Annotated in this window: 15 protein-coding genes and 1 pseudogene; 9 read left to right on the top strand and 7 right to left on the bottom strand. The window is 67.5% G+C overall.

Annotated elements, in window-relative coordinates:
- Positions 1 to 28 precede the first annotated feature (28 nt).
- Entirely contained in the window at positions 29 to 1,024 is a 996-nt protein-coding gene (locus QC826_RS06450) for an aldo/keto reductase (protein WP_279766405.1), read from the bottom strand.
- A 193-nt stretch (positions 1,025 to 1,217) separates the two neighbouring features.
- Here QC826_RS06450 and QC826_RS06445 point away from each other — a divergent pair, with 193 nt between their 5' ends.
- Positions 1,218 to 2,105, top strand: coding sequence for a LysR family transcriptional regulator (locus tag QC826_RS06445; protein WP_279764885.1), 888 nt, complete (start codon positions 1,218 to 1,220; stop codon positions 2,103 to 2,105).
- Between the two features lie 120 nt (positions 2,106 to 2,225).
- On the top strand, positions 2,226 to 2,726 hold the full coding sequence (locus QC826_RS06440; RefSeq protein WP_409567774.1) for a GAF domain-containing protein: 501 nt from the start codon (positions 2,226 to 2,228) through the stop codon (positions 2,724 to 2,726).
- A 26-nt stretch (positions 2,727 to 2,752) separates the two neighbouring features.
- Here QC826_RS06440 and QC826_RS06435 read toward each other — a convergent pair whose 3' ends face one another.
- Complete coding sequence (locus QC826_RS06435) at positions 2,753 to 3,493, bottom strand: GntR family transcriptional regulator (RefSeq protein WP_279764884.1); 741 nt, start codon at positions 3,491 to 3,493, stop codon at positions 2,753 to 2,755.
- Between the two features lie 345 nt (positions 3,494 to 3,838).
- Here QC826_RS06435 and QC826_RS06430 point away from each other — a divergent pair, with 345 nt between their 5' ends.
- On the top strand, positions 3,839 to 6,508 hold the full coding sequence (locus QC826_RS06430) for a TonB-dependent receptor (protein ID WP_279764883.1): 2,670 nt from the start codon (positions 3,839 to 3,841) through the stop codon (positions 6,506 to 6,508).
- Between the two features lie 103 nt (positions 6,509 to 6,611).
- On the opposite strand, the gene QC826_RS06425 is transcribed toward QC826_RS06430, so the two are convergent.
- Positions 6,612 to 7,082 (bottom strand): VOC family protein, encoded by a 471-nt coding sequence (locus QC826_RS06425; protein ID WP_279764882.1) that lies wholly within the window; start codon positions 7,080 to 7,082, stop codon positions 6,612 to 6,614.
- 185 nt (positions 7,083 to 7,267) lie between these two features.
- Positions 7,268 to 8,245: an agmatinase gene (gene speB, locus QC826_RS06420; RefSeq protein ID WP_279766403.1), complete on the bottom strand. Its 978-nt coding sequence runs from the start codon at positions 8,243 to 8,245 to the stop codon at positions 7,268 to 7,270.
- A gap of 130 nt (positions 8,246 to 8,375) precedes the next feature.
- On the opposite strand from speB, the gene QC826_RS06415 reads away from it, so the two are divergent.
- The 3 genes from QC826_RS06415 (at position 8,376) to QC826_RS06405 (ending at position 10,231) form a co-directional block, all read left to right on the top strand.
- A complete protein-coding gene (locus QC826_RS06415) occupies positions 8,376 to 9,251 on the top strand; it encodes a LysR family transcriptional regulator (protein WP_279764880.1) in 876 nt (291 codons plus the stop codon).
- Positions 9,252 to 9,426: 175 nt separating this feature from the next.
- A complete protein-coding gene (locus QC826_RS06410) occupies positions 9,427 to 9,792 on the top strand; it encodes a type II toxin-antitoxin system RelE/ParE family toxin (RefSeq protein WP_279764879.1) in 366 nt (121 codons plus the stop codon).
- 1 nt (position 9,793) lies between these two features.
- A complete protein-coding gene (locus QC826_RS06405) occupies positions 9,794 to 10,231 on the top strand; it encodes an XRE family transcriptional regulator (RefSeq protein ID WP_279764878.1) in 438 nt (145 codons plus the stop codon).
- 122 nt (positions 10,232 to 10,353) lie between these two features.
- Here the strand turns inward: QC826_RS06405 and QC826_RS06400 are convergent, their stop codons facing one another.
- Positions 10,354 to 10,674 carry a hypothetical protein gene (locus tag QC826_RS06400; RefSeq protein WP_279764877.1) on the bottom strand — a complete coding sequence of 107 codons (321 nt, stop codon included), beginning with the start codon at positions 10,672 to 10,674 and terminating at the stop codon, positions 10,354 to 10,356.
- A gap of 91 nt (positions 10,675 to 10,765) precedes the next feature.
- Here QC826_RS06400 and QC826_RS06395 point away from each other — a divergent pair, with 91 nt between their 5' ends.
- The gene (locus QC826_RS06395; RefSeq protein WP_279764876.1) at positions 10,766 to 11,455 is read left to right on the top strand and encodes a hypothetical protein; all 690 of its coding nucleotides are present in this window, start codon (positions 10,766 to 10,768) and stop codon (positions 11,453 to 11,455) included.
- A gap of 81 nt (positions 11,456 to 11,536) precedes the next feature.
- On the opposite strand, the pseudogene QC826_RS06390 reads toward QC826_RS06395, so the two are convergent.
- Positions 11,537 to 12,426, bottom strand: a pseudogene (locus QC826_RS06390) (LysR family transcriptional regulator).
- 109 nt (positions 12,427 to 12,535) lie between these two features.
- Here QC826_RS06390 and QC826_RS06385 point away from each other — a divergent pair.
- A complete protein-coding gene (locus tag QC826_RS06385) occupies positions 12,536 to 13,660 on the top strand; it encodes an NAD(P)H-binding protein (protein ID WP_279764875.1) in 1,125 nt (374 codons plus the stop codon).
- A gap of 63 nt (positions 13,661 to 13,723) precedes the next feature.
- On the opposite strand, the gene QC826_RS06380 is transcribed toward QC826_RS06385, so the two are convergent.
- Positions 13,724 to 14,371, bottom strand: coding sequence for an NADPH-dependent F420 reductase (locus QC826_RS06380; RefSeq protein WP_279764874.1), 648 nt, complete (start codon positions 14,369 to 14,371; stop codon positions 13,724 to 13,726).
- A 122-nt stretch (positions 14,372 to 14,493) separates the two neighbouring features.
- Here QC826_RS06380 and QC826_RS06375 point away from each other — a divergent pair, with 122 nt between their 5' ends.
- Positions 14,494 to 15,417, top strand: a complete 924-nt coding sequence (locus tag QC826_RS06375; RefSeq protein ID WP_279764873.1) for a LysR family transcriptional regulator — start codon at positions 14,494 to 14,496, stop codon at positions 15,415 to 15,417.
- The last annotated feature ends 72 nt before the right edge of the window (positions 15,418 to 15,489 follow it).

The raw sequence follows: 15,489 nt of genomic DNA, 5'->3' as shown, positions 1-15,489 counted from the left end.
CGCCGCGCAACGCCGCAACATCAAACGTTCAGGCGTTCAGACCCTTCATGCCCTCCACGCTGTAGCGCTCGCCGGCGGCCATGCCGAGCGGCAGCGCGGCGGCGATGCGGGCCAGTTCGGCCGCGCTCAGCGCGACCTCGAGCGCGCCGAGGTTGTCGCGCAGGTAGGCGACCCGCTTGGTGCCGGGGATCGGCACGATGGCCGGCCGGCCGGCGCCGCCCTGCGCCAGCAGCCAGGCCAGCGCCAGCTGGGCCGGCGTGCAGCCCTTCTCGGCGGCGATGGCGCGCACCGCGTCGACGATGCGCCGGTTGCTGCGCATGTTGTCGGCGGCGAAGCGCGGGTTGAAGCTGCGCGCGTCGCTGGCGTCGTGCAGCGAGGCCTCGGCCACCTTGCCGGTCAGGAAGCCCCGGCCCAGCGGGCTGTAGGCGCAGAACGCCGCGCCCACCTCGGCGCAGGCCAGCAGCACGCCCTGCTCGGGGTCGCGGGTCCACAGCGAGTACTCGCTCTGCACCGCCGCGATGGGGTGGACGGCGGCGGCGGCGCGCAATGTTTCCGGCGACACCTCGCACAGGCCGATGGCGCCGATCTTGCCCTCGCGCACCAGCTCGGCCAGCGCGCCGACCGACTCGGCCAGCGGCGTCTGCGCCAGGTTCAGCCGGTGCATATAGTAGAGGTCGATGTGCTCGACGCCGAGCCGCTTGAGCGAGGCCTCGCAGGCGCGGCGGATGTAGGCCGGGCTGTTGTCGACCTCGCGGGCGTAGCGGCCCGGCTCGCGCACCAGGCCGAACTTGGTGGCCACCCTCGCCTGCGCGCGCTTGCCTTGCAGGAAGCGGCCGAGCAGCTGCTCGTTGTGGCCGGAGCCGTACATGTCGGCCGTGTCGTACAGCGTGACGCCCAGCTCGAAGGCGGCCTCCAGCGTGGCCAGCGACTGGGCGTCGTCGGTGGCGCCGTAGAACTCGGACATGCCCATGCAACCCAGGCCCAGCGCCGAGACGCTGAGCGGACCGATGGCGCGCGCCGGCAGGACGGCCGGCGCGGCGGCGCTGTTGTTGTTGTCGGTGTTGGCGGTGGTGGTGGTGGTGGAAACTGCGCTGGCGTGCTGTGCTGCGTTCATGTTCGGCTCCTCGGGTTTGGCAAAACGAAGCCCAGTGTAGGGAGCGGCGCAACGTTGTGGAATGAGCAAAATCGTGATACCTTTTTGGTATGAGGAAACCAGCATGAGAAAACTCGACACCCGCGCACTGGAAATCTTCGTCGCCGTCGCCCACTGCCTGAACTTCCGCCAGGCCGCCGAGCAGCTGCATATGACGCAACCGCCGCTGAGCCGCGCCGTGGCCCAGTTGGAGCGCCGCCTGGCCGTCAAGCTGTTCGAGCGCGACACCCAGCGCGTCGCCCTGACGCCGGCCGCCGTCGCGCTGCTGCCGCTGGCGCGGCAGATCCTCGGCCTGCTCGACGCCGCCGAGCAGGCGCTGCACGGCGACGGCGCGGCGCCGCCGGCCCGGCTGCGCCTGGGCCTGACCGTCTCGGTCGACGCCGACCTGTTCCGCGGCTTCACCACGGCGCTGGGCGAGGCGCTCGGCGCGGCGCCGCTGGAGCTGTCCGTCGCGCCCTCGCCCAAGCTGGTGGCCGGCCTGCGCGCGCGCCGCCTGGACGCCGCCGTCGTCGCCCTGCCGACCCGGCTGTTCGGCCTCGAGGTGCTGCCGCTCAAGGCGCAGCCCATGCTCGCCGCCCTGCCCAGCGGCCACCCGCTGGCGCGCCGCCGCACGCTGCGCCTGGACGACCTGCGCGACGAGGCCGTCTACTGGTTCGAGCGGGCGCGCCAGCCGGCCTTCTTCGACCACTGCGACCTGGTGTTCCAGCGCCACGCCTTCGCCCCGGCCTTCATCCGCGAGCCGCACGACCACCACGTGCTGCTCAGCGACATCGCCGCCGGCAAGGGCATCGCCCTCTTGCCGCAGTCCTTCGCCGCGCTGCGCCGCAGCGGCGTGGCCTACCGCAAGCTGGCCGAGGGCGACGAGCTGGCCATCGGCCTGGGCCTGGTGGTGGCGCCCGGCCACCCGCAGCGCGCCCTGCTCGACGGCCTGGCCGCCCGCATCCTCGGCTAACAGGCGGGGCGGCCGGGCGCGGCGGCGCCGCGGCGCCGGCCACGTGGAAGCGGGCCGGCGCGCGGGCGGCGGCCGGAACGGCTACCATAGCGGCTTGACCAATTCCCCGCCGCCACCGCCATGACCTTCACCCTCAACGAGAACGCCTACCGCAGCGACAGCGCCGCCGCCAAACAAGCCATGTTCGACGACCTGAGGCCGCAGCTGCAGGGCCTGGTCGCCGGCGAGACCGACCGCGTCGCCAACAGCGCCAACTTCAGCGCGCTGGTGTTCAACAGCATGCCCGGCCTGAACTGGGCCGGCTTCTACTTCCTGCAGGGCGACGAGCTGGTGCTCGGCCCCTTCCAGGGCAAGCCGGCCTGCATCCGCATCCAGCGCGGCCGTGGCGTCTGCGGCGGCGCCGTCGACCAGGGCGAGGCCATCGTCGTCGCCGACGTGCACGCCTTCCCCGGCCACATCGCCTGCGACGTCAACTCGCGCTCCGAGCTGGTGGTGCCGTTGCGCGCCGGCGGCGCCGTCATCGGCGTGTTCGACCTCGACAGCCCGCTGCCCGGCCGCTTCGACGCCGACGACCTGGCCGGCATCGAGTCGCTGCTGCGCATCCTCGAAGCCACCTTCTAAAAGAGGCTGCCGCAACGCGGCCGTGGCTAGGTACTAAATTCGGCGACGAAGTCGTAGGCGTCGCCGCGGAAGTAGCTGCGGCAAAACTCGACGGCGCGGCCGTCGCGCAACAAGCCCAGCCGCTCGATGGCCAGGCCGGCGTCGCGCTCGCGCGCCTGCAACAGGCGCGCCTGCTCGGCGTCGAGCAGCAGCGCCGACAGCCGCTGCAGCGCCCGCACCGGCCGGTGGCCGGTCTTCTGCAGGGCCTCGTACATCGACTTGTCGACCGCCTCCAGCGACGGCAGGCAGGACGCCACCACCGTGGCGTACTCGAGGCACATCGGCTGCTCGTCGGCGTAGCGGATGCGGTGGAAGCGGTACACCGCCTCGCCCGGGCCGAGCCGCAGCCGCAGCGCCTCCTCCGCCGTCACCGTGCCCTCGCTGCGCTCGAGCCAGTCGCTGCGCGGCACCCGGCCGCGCGCCCGCATGTCCTCCGAAAACGAACTGAGCTTGGCGAAATTCTTCTCGACGCGGGTGCGGTTGACGAAATTGCCCGAGCCGGGCCGGCGCTGCAGCAGGCCCTCGGCCACCAGGCCGTCGAGCGCCTTGCGCACCGTCAGGCGCGACACCGCCAGCTCGCTGGCCAGCTTGCGCTCGGGCGGCAGGGCGTCCTCCGGCCTGAGCAGGCGCTGCTCGATGGCCTCGCGCAGCGCGCGCTGCAATTGCTGGTAGAGCGGCTGGCTGCTGCTCTCGCGCACCAGCTGCAGGATGGTCGCCAATGAAATCATCTCGGGCCCGGAAAAAGTGGCAATACCAAATTAAATGAATTAATACCAAACAAATACCGAACACTTGCCATCCAGCCCAGTTTGATATCATTTTTGCACCAACTTAGTGAATGGTAAGCCAAAATGCCCACAGTGAAGGGAAATTTCTGTGCACAAAAGGCAACGTTCCGAAATTTTATTCAAGTGGTAGCACTTTGGTATCTAAAAATGCAGTATATTGGCGTTGAACTGGTTTTGTTGTTGGTTTAGTAAGCGCGAATCTTGACCTTGTCGCCCCGCGGCCGGAACGCGAAAGATTCATTTGAAAATGGACAGGCTCCACTAGGGGCCACTGGAGATAGAGTAATGACGTACCAATTGAAAGCAGCAAGCAGCCCGGCGCCACGCGCCCACAACGGCCTGACCCCGATCGCCTTCGCGGTCGGCCTGATGATCCTCGGCAGCGCCGCGACGGCCCAGGCCCAGCAGGCCGCCCCGGTCGAGCCGACCGCCGTGGTCACCGTGGCCGGCGTGCGCGCCGCGCTGGAGCAGTCGCTCAAGCAAAAACGCAGCGCCGACTCCGTCGTCGAGGTGGTCACCGCCGAGGACATCGGCAAGATGCCCGACAAGAACGTCGCCGACTCGATCCAGCGCCTGCCCGGCGTCAACATCCAATCCTCGGCCGGCGGCGAAGGCGGCTTCGGCGAGAACGACCGCGTCAGCCTGCGCGGCACCAGCCCGAGCCTGCAGCAAACCACCTTCAACGGCCACGGCATCAGCACCGGCGACTGGTTCGTGCTGAACCAGGTCGGCGGCAGCGTCGGGCGCAGCAGCAGCTTCTCGCTGCTGCCGTCCGAACTGGTCGGTTCGATCATCGTGCACAAGAGCCAGACCGCCGACCTGATCGAGGGCGGCGTGTCCGGCTCGATCGACGTGATCACCCGCCGTCCGCTCGACTTCAAGAAAAACCTGACCGTCGAGGCCTCGGTCCAGGGCGCCTACAACGACCTGGCCGGCAAGACCCAGCCGCAGTTCTCCGGCCTGTTCAACTGGAAAAACGACACCAAAACCGCCGGCGTGCTGGTCCAGGCCTTCTCCGAGAAGACCAGCGTGCGGCGCGACGGCCAGGAGATCCTCGGCTACTCGACCATCTCGGCCACCAGCGCCGCCGCCAAGGCCAACCCGGCGCTGGCCGGCCTGCGCCTGCCGACCTTCATCGGCGCCACCCTGTTCGAGCAGGTCAAGAAACGCGAGGGCGGCGCCTTCGACGTCGAACTGCGCCCGAGCAAGGAACTGACCCTGGACCTGAACGGCTTCTACTCGAAACTCAAGGCGGCCAACCAGAACACCAACTGGCTGGCGGCGCCGGGCAACTCGATCAACCGCGACGGCCTGATCCCGACCGCCTACACGGTGGCCAACGGCACCCTGACCTCGGCCAGCTTCACCAAGAACTCGGGCGAGGTCGACAACGCCTACCGCCCCGACGCCGGCGGCGAGTCCTACTACCTGGACTTCAACTTCAAGTACCGCGCCACGCCCGACTTCACCGTCACCGGCAAGGCCGGCGCCACGCACGGCGTCGGCTACGACCGCGACGACGTGTTCTACCAGAACGGCGTCGACGGCGGCATGAGCTACGCCCTGAACGGCCTGAGCCCGGCCGCCATGTCCTTCCCGGGCGGCACCACCAACAAGCCGGGCCCGACCGCCTGGGCCGGCGGCGGCGAATCGCAGTCGGTCGACAAGGAGCAATACGCCCAGGTCGACGGCGAGTGGCGCGTCTCCAACGGCCTGCTCGACTCGGTCAAGTTCGGCGCCCGCGCCACCGACCACAAGCGCAGCGCCGAGCACCCCTTCGAGACCAAGCCGACCCCGGCCGCCTTCACCAACCCGGGCCCGGCCTGGAGCGGCCAACAGTATCCTAGCGACTTCGGCAAGGACCTGGGCGGCAACCTGTCGAACAACTACTTCAAGTACGACGGCGCCGCGCTGGGCGCCTGGGGCGCCGCCCCGGGCAACCGCCTGTTCGACTACGTCGCCCGCCACAACTGGACCGACGAGTTCAAGGTGCAGGAGAAGACCACCGCCGTCTACGGCATGGCCAACCTGGTCAGCGAGGGCTGGAGCGGCAACATCGGCCTGCGCGCCGTGCGCACCAAGCAGACCACGCTGGTCAACCTGAGCGGCGGCGCCAACGCCATCAAGGGTTCCGACTGGGGCGCCTACACCCCGACCACCTACGAGCGCAGCTACAACGACATCCTGCCTAGCGCCAACATCAAGTTCGACGTGCGCGACGACCTGGTGGTGCGCGCCGCCGTCGCCCGCGCCATGTCGCGGCCCGACTACAGCGCGCTGGGCGGCTCGGTCTCGCTGAACGACGACGCGCTGAGCGGCACCGGCGGCAACGTCAAGCTCGACCCGATCCGCTCGAACAACGCCGAGGTCAGCGCCGAGTGGTACTTCGCGCCCAAGTCGGCCGTCTCGATCGGCGTGTTCTACATGGACCTGAAGTCGGTGGTCTCGCAGGGCACCTCGAGCGGCACCTACTACAACAACAAGCTGGGCCAGCAGGCGACCTTCCAGGTCACCTCGCCGTTCAACACCAGCGGCAAGAACAAGGGCGTCGAGCTGAGCTACCAGCAGCCGCTGTTCAACCGCTTCGGTGTGTTGGCCAACTACACCTACGCCGACGGCAAGCTGGCCGACGGCAGCGAGCTGATCAACTCGTCGAAGAGCACCTACAACCTGACCGGCTTCTACGAGGACGACAAGTTCAGCGCCCGCGTCGCCTACAACTACCGCTCGGTCTACAAGGCCGGCGTCGACCGCGGCGCCAGCCAGCACGTCGAGGGCAGCGGCAACCTGGCCGCCTCGTTGAACTACAAGATCAACGAGCAGCTGAGCATCAACTTCGACGCCTTGAACCTGACCAACACGACGATCAAGATGTACGCCGAGAACAAGGACCAGCCGCGCGCCTTCTACTCGAACGGCCGCAGCTTCTACCTCGGCCTGCGCGGCAAGCTGTAAGCGGACGATCCGGGCCGGCGCCGACGCGGCGGCCCGCGACGAACCTCATGTGCCAAGTTTGCAGGCCCCTCGCGGGGCCTGTTTTTTTTGCCGAGCCGACCGCCTACTGGCAGGTGCTCTGCTCCTTCATCCCCTGCTGCATCTCCTCCGGAGAGACGTCCTTGATGTGCGTGGCCAGCGACCAGTGGTGGCCGCAGGGGTCGGTGACGATGCCGTAGCGGTCGCCCCAGAACATGTCGGCCAGCGGCATCTTGACGACGGCGCCGGCGTCGAGCGCGCGGGCGAAGGCGGCGTCGACGTCCTTGACGTACAGGTGCAGCGTGACCGGCGTGCCCTTCAGCGCGTTCGGCCCCAGGCTGCCCCAGTCGGGGAACTCGTCGGCCAGCATGAAGGCCGAGTCGCCGATGCGCATCATCGCGTGCATGATCTTGCCGTCCTCGCCGGGCAGCCGGCCGCCCTCCTCGGCGCCGAAGGCCTTCTTGTAGAACTCGATGGCCTTGGCCGCGTTGTCGCACACCAGGTGCGGGGTGAGGGTGTGCATGCCTTCCGGAACGGGGTTTACTTTTGCAGTCATGACTAGCTCCATTGAGGTGGGTTGGAAAGAGCAACGAAAGCCGGCGTCGGCGCGCCGGAAAATCTCTACTCTACCTCCACGACGGGGCGGCACGACTCGAATCGACAAAAAATTCTAGAAAGTTTAAAAATATTTTTTTGCTATCGCGCGGAACCACCGCCTTACGCCGAAGTTCCCCTCCCGGGCTAGATCTGGCGCAGTCCCTGGCGCGCCACTTTTTGGTTGCGCAACAGGCACAGCATGTCGGCCGCCAAGTGGGCCGCCGCCAGCGCCGTGATCTCGCTCTGGTCGAACGGCGGCGCCACCTCGACCACGTCCATGCCGACCAGGTCCAGCGGCCCCAGGCCGCGCACCAGCGCCAGCGCCTGCGCCGAGCTCAGGCCGCCGGCCACCGGGGTGCCGGTGCCGGGCGCGTGGGCCGGGTCGAGGCAGTCGATGTCGAAGGTCAAATACGCCGGCCGCTGGCCGACGATGGCCAGGATGCGCGCCAGCGCCGCCGCCGTGCCGTGCTCGTGCACCCACGGCGCGTCGATCACGTTGAAGCCCATGAAGTCCTCGTTCCAGGTGCGGATGCCGACCTGCACCGAGGTGGCCGGGTCGACCAGCCCTCCCTTGACCGCCTTGTAGAACATCGTGCCGTGGTTGAGCGAGGCCGGGTTGTCGTCCGGCCAAGTGTCGCAGTGGGCGTCGAAGTGCACCAGCGACAAGGGCTTGCCGTACTTTTCCGCGTGCGCCTGCAGCAGCGGATAGGTGATGAAATGGTCGCCGCCCAGCGTCAGCATCTTGGCGCCGCCGGCCAGGATGGTGCGGGCGTGGGCGGCGATGGCCGGCGCGATGCCGAGCGGATTGTGGGCGTCGAACCAGCAGTCGCCGTAGTCGACCACGGCCAGCTCGTCGAAGGGGTCGAAGCCCCAAGGGAAGGCCATCAGCTCGGCCAACTGCACGCTGGCGGCGCGCACCGCCGCCGGGCCCAGCCGGGCGCCGGGGCGGAAGGTGGTGGCCAGGTCCAGCGGCACGCCGGTGACGGCCACGTCGACGCCGGCCAGGTCGCGGCTGTAGCTGCGGCGCATGAAGCTGAGCACGCCCGCGTAGGTGTTCTCGACGTTGCTGCCGTACAAGGAGGCGCGGCGCAGCGCGCCGTCGCCCTGGATCTGTTCACTCATCATTTTCTCCCGTCATGCATGCTGGTCATACCGGCGCACGGCGCGCCAGCCCTGACCCGCATTCTGCCGGCGTCGCGCGGCCATGTAAAATGATCGATATTGCTCAACCCATTAGATTTTTTCATATCACATGGATAAACGCCTGCCCCCGCTGCAAAGCCTGCTGGCCTTCGAGGCGAGCGCCCGGCTGGGCAGTTTTTCGCGCGCGGCGGCCGAGCTGGCGCTGACCCAGTCGGCCATCAGCCACCAGATCCAGAATCTGGAGGGCTGGGTCGGCCAGGCGCTGTTCAGCCGCCACGGCCGTGGCGTCAAGCTGACCTCGGCCGGCGAGCTGTTCGCCGGCACCGTCGCCGACGCCCTGCAGACGCTGCGCGAGGGCCGCGCCCGCATCGAGCCCTACCGCAATCCCGACTCGGTGCTGCTGGCCTGCGGCGCCGACTTCGCCGCCGGCTGGCTGACGCCGCGCCTGGTCGCTCTGCGCGCGCAGCACCCGGCGCTGGAGGTGTGGTTGATCACCCAGGACGAGCTGAGCGAGATCGACCGCATCGACGTCGACCTGATCGTCTCGACGCGGCAGTTGCACAACGAGCAGATGCAGTCCGTGCCGCTGCTGGCCGACCACGCGCTGGCCGTCTGCGGGCCGGCCACGGCGCGCCGCCTGGCCGGCCTGGCCCTGGCCGAGGTGCTGCTGGCGGCGCCGCTGCTGATCGACGAGCACAACCCCGAGTGGGCGCCGTGGCTGGCGGCGCTGGCGCTGCCGACCACGCGCGCGCTGACCGTCGACGACGCCCGCCTGCGCCTTGCCGCCGCGCAGGACGAGCTGGGCATCGCCATGCTGTCGCGCCTGAGCGTGGACGGCGCGCTCAGGCGCGGCAGCCTGTGCGCGCTGGCGCAGCTGCCGACGGTGGCGCTGGCGCCGCTGTGGCTGACCCAATCAAAACTGGCGCCGCGCACCCCGGCCGTGCGGCTGGCCTACGACTGGCTGCGCGCGGCGGCGGCGGATTAACCGCATTGCGTCAAGACGCCTCCATGAACTTTGCCGTAGGCTTCGTTGACCGTCATCCATTTTCGCCCAGACTGATTCCACTCCTCCTCTTCACCATTGAGCAAGCCCGGCCTAAAAATCATCTTGACGTGATAGCACGAGGAGATAATACTTGGCTACTACTCGGCTTTGGGCAATGTCGCTGCACGACGACTTCGAGCCGGAATTCGAGGCGCTGAATCAGGACATACAAGAGCGGTTACTGGCGCTGGCTAGGGCGGTGGAAATTGTTGGGCCAAAAGCGGGACGACCGCACGTGGACACCCTGAAACAATCCAAGCATGCCAACATGAAAGAGATGCGCTTCACCTCATCCGACGGGAAACAGGTTTGGCGCGCGGCCTTCGCATTCGATCCAGAAAGGCAAGGGATTATCCTCGTAGCAGCGGATAAACAGGGCGTGAGCGACAAATTGTTCTACAAAAGGCTGACCGACAAGGCGGACAAGAGATTTGATGCACATCTAAAAACATTGGCGGCAAAGGCTACGAGGAGGCATTGACATGGGCAGAAGCATCCAAGACGTAATTGCAGATCTACCTGACGAGCAGAAAGCGAAGATTGAGGCGTCAGCACAACAAAAAGCCAAGGAAATGATTGCCGAGGCAAAAACCTTAAATGCGTTGCGGAAGGCGCTTGGGGAAACTCAAGTACAGGTGGGGAAAACTCTGGGCATTCAGCAAAACGCCGTGTCGCAGTTGGAGAAACGAACAGACCTCTATCTTTCCACATTGCAAAAATATGTCAAAGCACTAGGAATGGAATTGGAAATCACACTGGTTCACAAGAACGGGACGCGAACTCCGCTACCCAATTTCCGTCCTTGGGAAGCATGCCCATCGCTCGACACACCATCAAATCCAGCGCCTCTGCCAAAAGTGACGAGGGCAGCCAAGCCAACTGCCGCCGCCAACTCGGCCAAGAAGAAAAACACGGTCTAGTGCGGTACTGCACTCTTGGGGGCGGATAAGCGCACGAGTTGTTGTTTTTTAGCTCGTCATCGGTGTGCTCCAGCTACAGACCAAGATCAAAATCTGCTCCGCCGTTGTCCCACCATTCACGACTACCAACCGAGCATGAGCTGGATGGTGTCGAGGTCGTGGTCCTGTGCCAATAGCCTTGCGGCCATGGTACGCCTGCCGGAACGGCTGCTGCCGCCCCTGATCCCCGCGTCCCGGTACAACTTTGTGACATGGCTCTGCAACGCATCACAGGCCGCGGAATCGACTTGCTCGCCCGCGTAGTTGATCCGCCGCTTGCAGCTCATGCTGTACTTGAAGCCTTTGAAGGTCAGGATTGGGGCGCTGTCCGGACGTAGGCCACGATTCAACGTAACGTGCGGCCGACCGTCGGGCGCCAAGTGCGGAAAGGGTGGCAGCGACATTCGCACAGTTCCGCCCAGTTCGCCCGCGCTGGTTGATTTGGTTGATTGAATCGGATGTCGGAGTACAATGAAGACTCCAAAGGGAGGAACCATGTCCACCAAAAGCTCGGCATTGAAGAACTCCAACGCCGATCAAAGCACAGGCGCATGGCATGCGCGACCCGCCCGGATGGAGGCGCTCGCACCCGCCAATATCGAACAGGCCGCAGACCTGGGCGCCGGCTACGTCATTGTCAAACTGCGCAATCCGCCGACTCGGCGCGGCCACATCGCCAACCAGGCTTTCCAAACGACAATACCTGTCATGACGCGCGAACGCCTTGTCACGGCGCTCCAGCGCGGCGGCACGCTGGCGGGCGTCGAGGATTTGCGCAAGCGGCCGGTCAAGAACGAAGCGTTCATGCGCAACATGGCCAGCCAGGAACGGGCACGGCGCGCCGAGCTGGCCGAAAGCGGCGATCTGATCACCGCGCTGGACCTGGCCGACCGACTGGAGGTGTCGCCGCAGGCCGTGAGCAAGGCCCTCAAGGCCGGCCGCCTGTTTGCGCTGGAGGGAAGCGGCGGCCGCCCCCTGTATCCGGCCTTCTACTCCGACGGCAAGGTGTCCCGGCGCGTTCTGGAGACCGTGACACGGGCGCTCGGCGACATCCCGGCGTCGAGCAAGTGGCAGTTCTTCACCACGCCCAAGGCCTCCCTCGGCGGCGCCACCCCGCTGCTGGCTCTGCAGCGGGGCGACCTCCAAGCCGTGATGGCGACGGCCGCCGGATTCGTGGAGCGTTAGTTGGGCGCCAGCCCGCTCGGCCCGCCCCCTGCGTCGCTCGCCGCCGGGGCGGCCTGCCATGGCCAAAACCACGCGGCGGGTTTAATCTAGTGCCGCGAGGTAGTCCGTCAACCCCGCCACCAGCGCGGCGAAGGTGACGGCGCAGCGCGGGCTGGCGCGCAGATCCTCGTGCATCGCCACCCAGGTGTCGAGCTCGACGTTGAACTCGGCCGCCAGCACCCGCCGCAGCGCCGGCGCGCGCGCCGCCAGTGCCACCTGGCAAACGCCGATGCCGTAGCCGGCGCGCAGCATCGCCAGCTGGGCCAGGTCGCTGTCGCTGCGGAAGCTGAAGCGCTCGCGCGACACGGCCGGGAAGCGCTCGCGCAGCCGCCGCAGGAACTCGGTCTCTGGTCGTAGCCGATCAGGCTGTGGCCGGCCAAGTCGTCCAGCGTGGCCGGCGCGCCGTGCCGCTGCAGATAGTCTTGGTGGGCGTGCAAACCCACCGCCACCGCCCCGACGCGGCGCGCCACCAGCGCGTCCTGGCTCGGCCGCAGCATGCGCACGGCGATGTCGGCCTCGCGCAGCAGCAGGTCGTCGACCCGGTTCGACAGCAGCAGCTCGACGGTCAGCTCGGGCCAGGCGGCGCTCAGCCGCGCCAGGATGGGCGGCAACACCTCGACCCCGATGACCTCGCTGGCGCTGACGCGCACCGTGCCGCGCACGCCGTCGCCCTGGCTGCTGGCCACCCGGCGCAGCGCGGCGGCGCTGGCCGCCAGCGCCGCCGCGTACGGCCGCAGCGCCAGCGCCGCCTCGGTCGGCGCGTAGCCGTCGTGCGAGCGGGTGAACAGCTTCAGGCCCAGCGCCTGCTCCAGCCCCTCGATGTGCCGGCCCACCGTCGGCTGCGCCATGCCGAGCGCACGCGCGGCGGCCGACAGCGAACCGTTCTCCAGCACGCCCAACAGCGTCCGATACCACTCCCAGTTCGCCTCCATCGCCGCCACCGTATTCAAAAATGTATAGATACCATTCTAATCTAGTCAATTTCGTTTTGATCGAAGGGCGCGCAGAATGTGTTCATCAAGCCCACCCAAGGAGACGCACATGAACACCACCACCCCAGCGAACCCAGCCATCCTCTCGACCGCCAACGCCGCCCACGACGCCTGCCGCCAAGCGGCGCCAGCCTCGCCCCCGGCCGGCAGCCCGCCCCTGCCGGCCGGCCGCAGCGCGCTGGTGCTCGGCGCCACCGGCGGCATCGGCGGCGCCGTCGCCCGGCGCCTGCTGGCGGCCGGCTGGCGGGTCAAGGCGCTGCACCGGTCGCCGGCCGGCCGCGCGCCGCTGGGGCCGAATTTCAGCTGGATCGCCGGCGACGCCATGCGGCGCGACGACGTGCTGCGCGCCGCCGACGGCGTCGCGCTGATCGTCCACGCCGTCAACCCGCCCGGCTACCGCGACTGGGACAAGCTGGTGCTGCCGATGATGGACAACAGCATCGCCGCCGCGCGCCGCAGCGGCGCCCGCATCGTGCTGCCCGGCACCGTCTACAACTACGGTCCCGACGTCTTCCCCGACATCGGCGTCGACGCCGCGCAGCGCCCGCTCACGCGCAAGGGCGCCATCCGCGTCGAGCTGGAGCGCCGGCTCGAACTGGCCGCCGCCGACGGCGTGCGCGGCCTGATCGTGCGCGCCGGCGACTTCTTCGGCCCCGGCGCCGCCAACAACTGGTTCTCGCAGGGGCTGGTCAAGCCGGGCCGGCCGCTGCGCGTCGTCAACAACCCGGGCCGCGCCGGCGTCGGCCACCAGTGGGCCTACCTGCCCGACGTGGCCGAGACCATCTGCCGCCTGGTCGCCATCGAGCAGCGCTTGGACGACTTCGCCCGCTTCCACATGGACGGCCACTGGGACGCCGACGGCACGCGGATGGCGGCCACCGTGGCCCATGTCGCCGCCGGGGCCGGCGGCGGCCGGGTCGCCGTCAAGCCGCTGCCCTGGTGGCTGCTGACGCTGGCCGCGCCCTTCGTGCCGACGCTGCGCGAAATGCGCGAGATGCGCTACCTGTGGCGCCAGCCGGTGCGGTTGAGCAACCGCCGCCTGCTCGAGGTGCTCGGCGCCGAACCGCGCACGCCACTGGAGCAGGCGGTGCGCACCACGCTCGATGGCTTGGGCTGTTTGCCTCCCGACGGCACGGCCCTGGCGGCATCGATGCGCGACCAAGCTTGCCCTTAGCGCCAGGCGGCGCGCCATTCGCCCGCGACGCCATCGACATTGCAGGCAAACCGGCTGCGCCGATCAAATACTGACGAAGTTGCGCGTCGACAGCGGGCCGAAGGGCAGCGAGGCCAACGGGCCACCGACGTCCAGCGCGCCGAGGTCGACCGGGAAGAATCCGGCGGCCTCCATGATGCCGCGCACCTCGGCCTTAGCGGCGGCGTCGTCGCCCGAGTAGAACAGTACGCGCTTGCCGCCCGCCGTTTCCGGTTCCTTCAGCACGTTGACGTCGTTGTGGTTGAATGCCTTGACGACGCGGGCGCCGGGAACGAATCGCTGGATGATCTGGCTCGAGTGCTGTCCGCCAAGATCAACCGCCTTGATTCCATACGCCGCCAGCGGATTGCTCGCGTCGTTCGCATCCGGCGACGTTGCGGGATCGAAGAACTCCACCGGGTTGGTGCCGTCGATCACGATGCGACCGTTCCACGCCGGCAGGCTGCCCAGCACCTTCTCCGCGTCGACCCAGCGCAGCGCAACCAGCACCATGTCGGCGCTTGCCGCCTCTTCCACCGTGCCGGCCTTGATCGTCGGCCCCAGCTCTTTCACCAAGTCGGCCAACGAGGCCGCTCCACGGCTGTTGGAAATGGTGGCCTCGAGCCCTTGTTTGGCGAGAACGCGGGCGAAGTTGGAGCCCAGGGCTCCCGAACCAATGATACCGATACTCATGATGTTTCCTTTAAGGTTAGGTGTGGAACTTGTTTGCTGAGTTGAATCTTAGGGCCTTGCGGCTTCATGCGTTAGTAGCAAGCGGCTATAATCAGTTTCAATCATTGCTTGAAAGTGAAACCGTGGAAACCCTGGCCAATCTGGAATCCTTCGTCCGCAGCGCCGAGAACGGCAGCTTTTCTGCGGCGGCACGTCGGCTCGGCTTGACGCCGGCGGCAGTGAGTCGGAACGTGGCGCTTCTGGAACGCAACCTAGGCGTGCGACTCTTCCAGCGCAGCACGCGCGGCCTGACGCTGAGCGAAGCGGGTGAACGTTTTCGGCTATCGGTGCAGGGCGGCCTCGACAGCATTCAGGAGGCGATCGCCGACATCAAGGTCAATGCCGGGCAACCGGCCGGCGTGTTGAAGCTGAGCGCCGCGCCGGGATTTGGCATGGATTATCTGTTGCCGCTCATGCCGGCGTTTCTCGAACGCTATCCGGGCGTGGTACCCGACTGGGTGTTCGATAGCCGTCCGCTGGACTTGATCGCCGGCGGCTTCGACGCGGCGATCGGCGCCGGCTTCGAGCTGCCGCCCGGCATGGTGGCGCGCGAGCTGGCGCGCATACATCTGATTGCGGTGGCGGCGCCAGCGCTGCTGCAGGGCCGGCGCCGTCCCAAAGACCCATCCGGACTTGCCGAGTTTCCCAGCGTGGTGATCCGTTCTCCCTTGACTGGTCGTCTGCGGACCCAGGTCATGCGCAACAACGCCGGCGTCGAAGTCACGGCCAAGCAGCAAGCAATCATGCTGGTCAACGATCCGGATGCGCTCAGTCGCGCCGTGCTGCTGGGACTTGGCGTCGGCTTGATACCGGTTCCCCATGCCGCGCCGCATCTGGAAAGCGGTGCGCTGGTGCGCTTGCTGCCAAACTGGTACGGCGACGTCGGGGCGGTCTCCTTGTACTTCACCAGCCAGAAACTATTGCCGGCAAAAACACGCGCCTTTGTCGATTTCGTTGTCGAGGCATTTCGGCTGGGGAAGCTGGCGCAACTCCTCTCCGCTATTTGAGGGTACGCGCTTGCCGTTTGTCGCATGCCACCGCACACAAGCCTGCCCGGCGACGAGCTGACCACCTTGCGC

Source organism: Rugamonas sp. DEMB1 (assembly GCF_029834475.1).
Lineage (GTDB): Bacteria > Pseudomonadota > Gammaproteobacteria > Burkholderiales > Burkholderiaceae_D > Rugamonas > Rugamonas rubra.
Note: the sequence above shows the minus strand (reverse complement) of the source record. Positions and strands in the feature narration are given on the sequence as shown.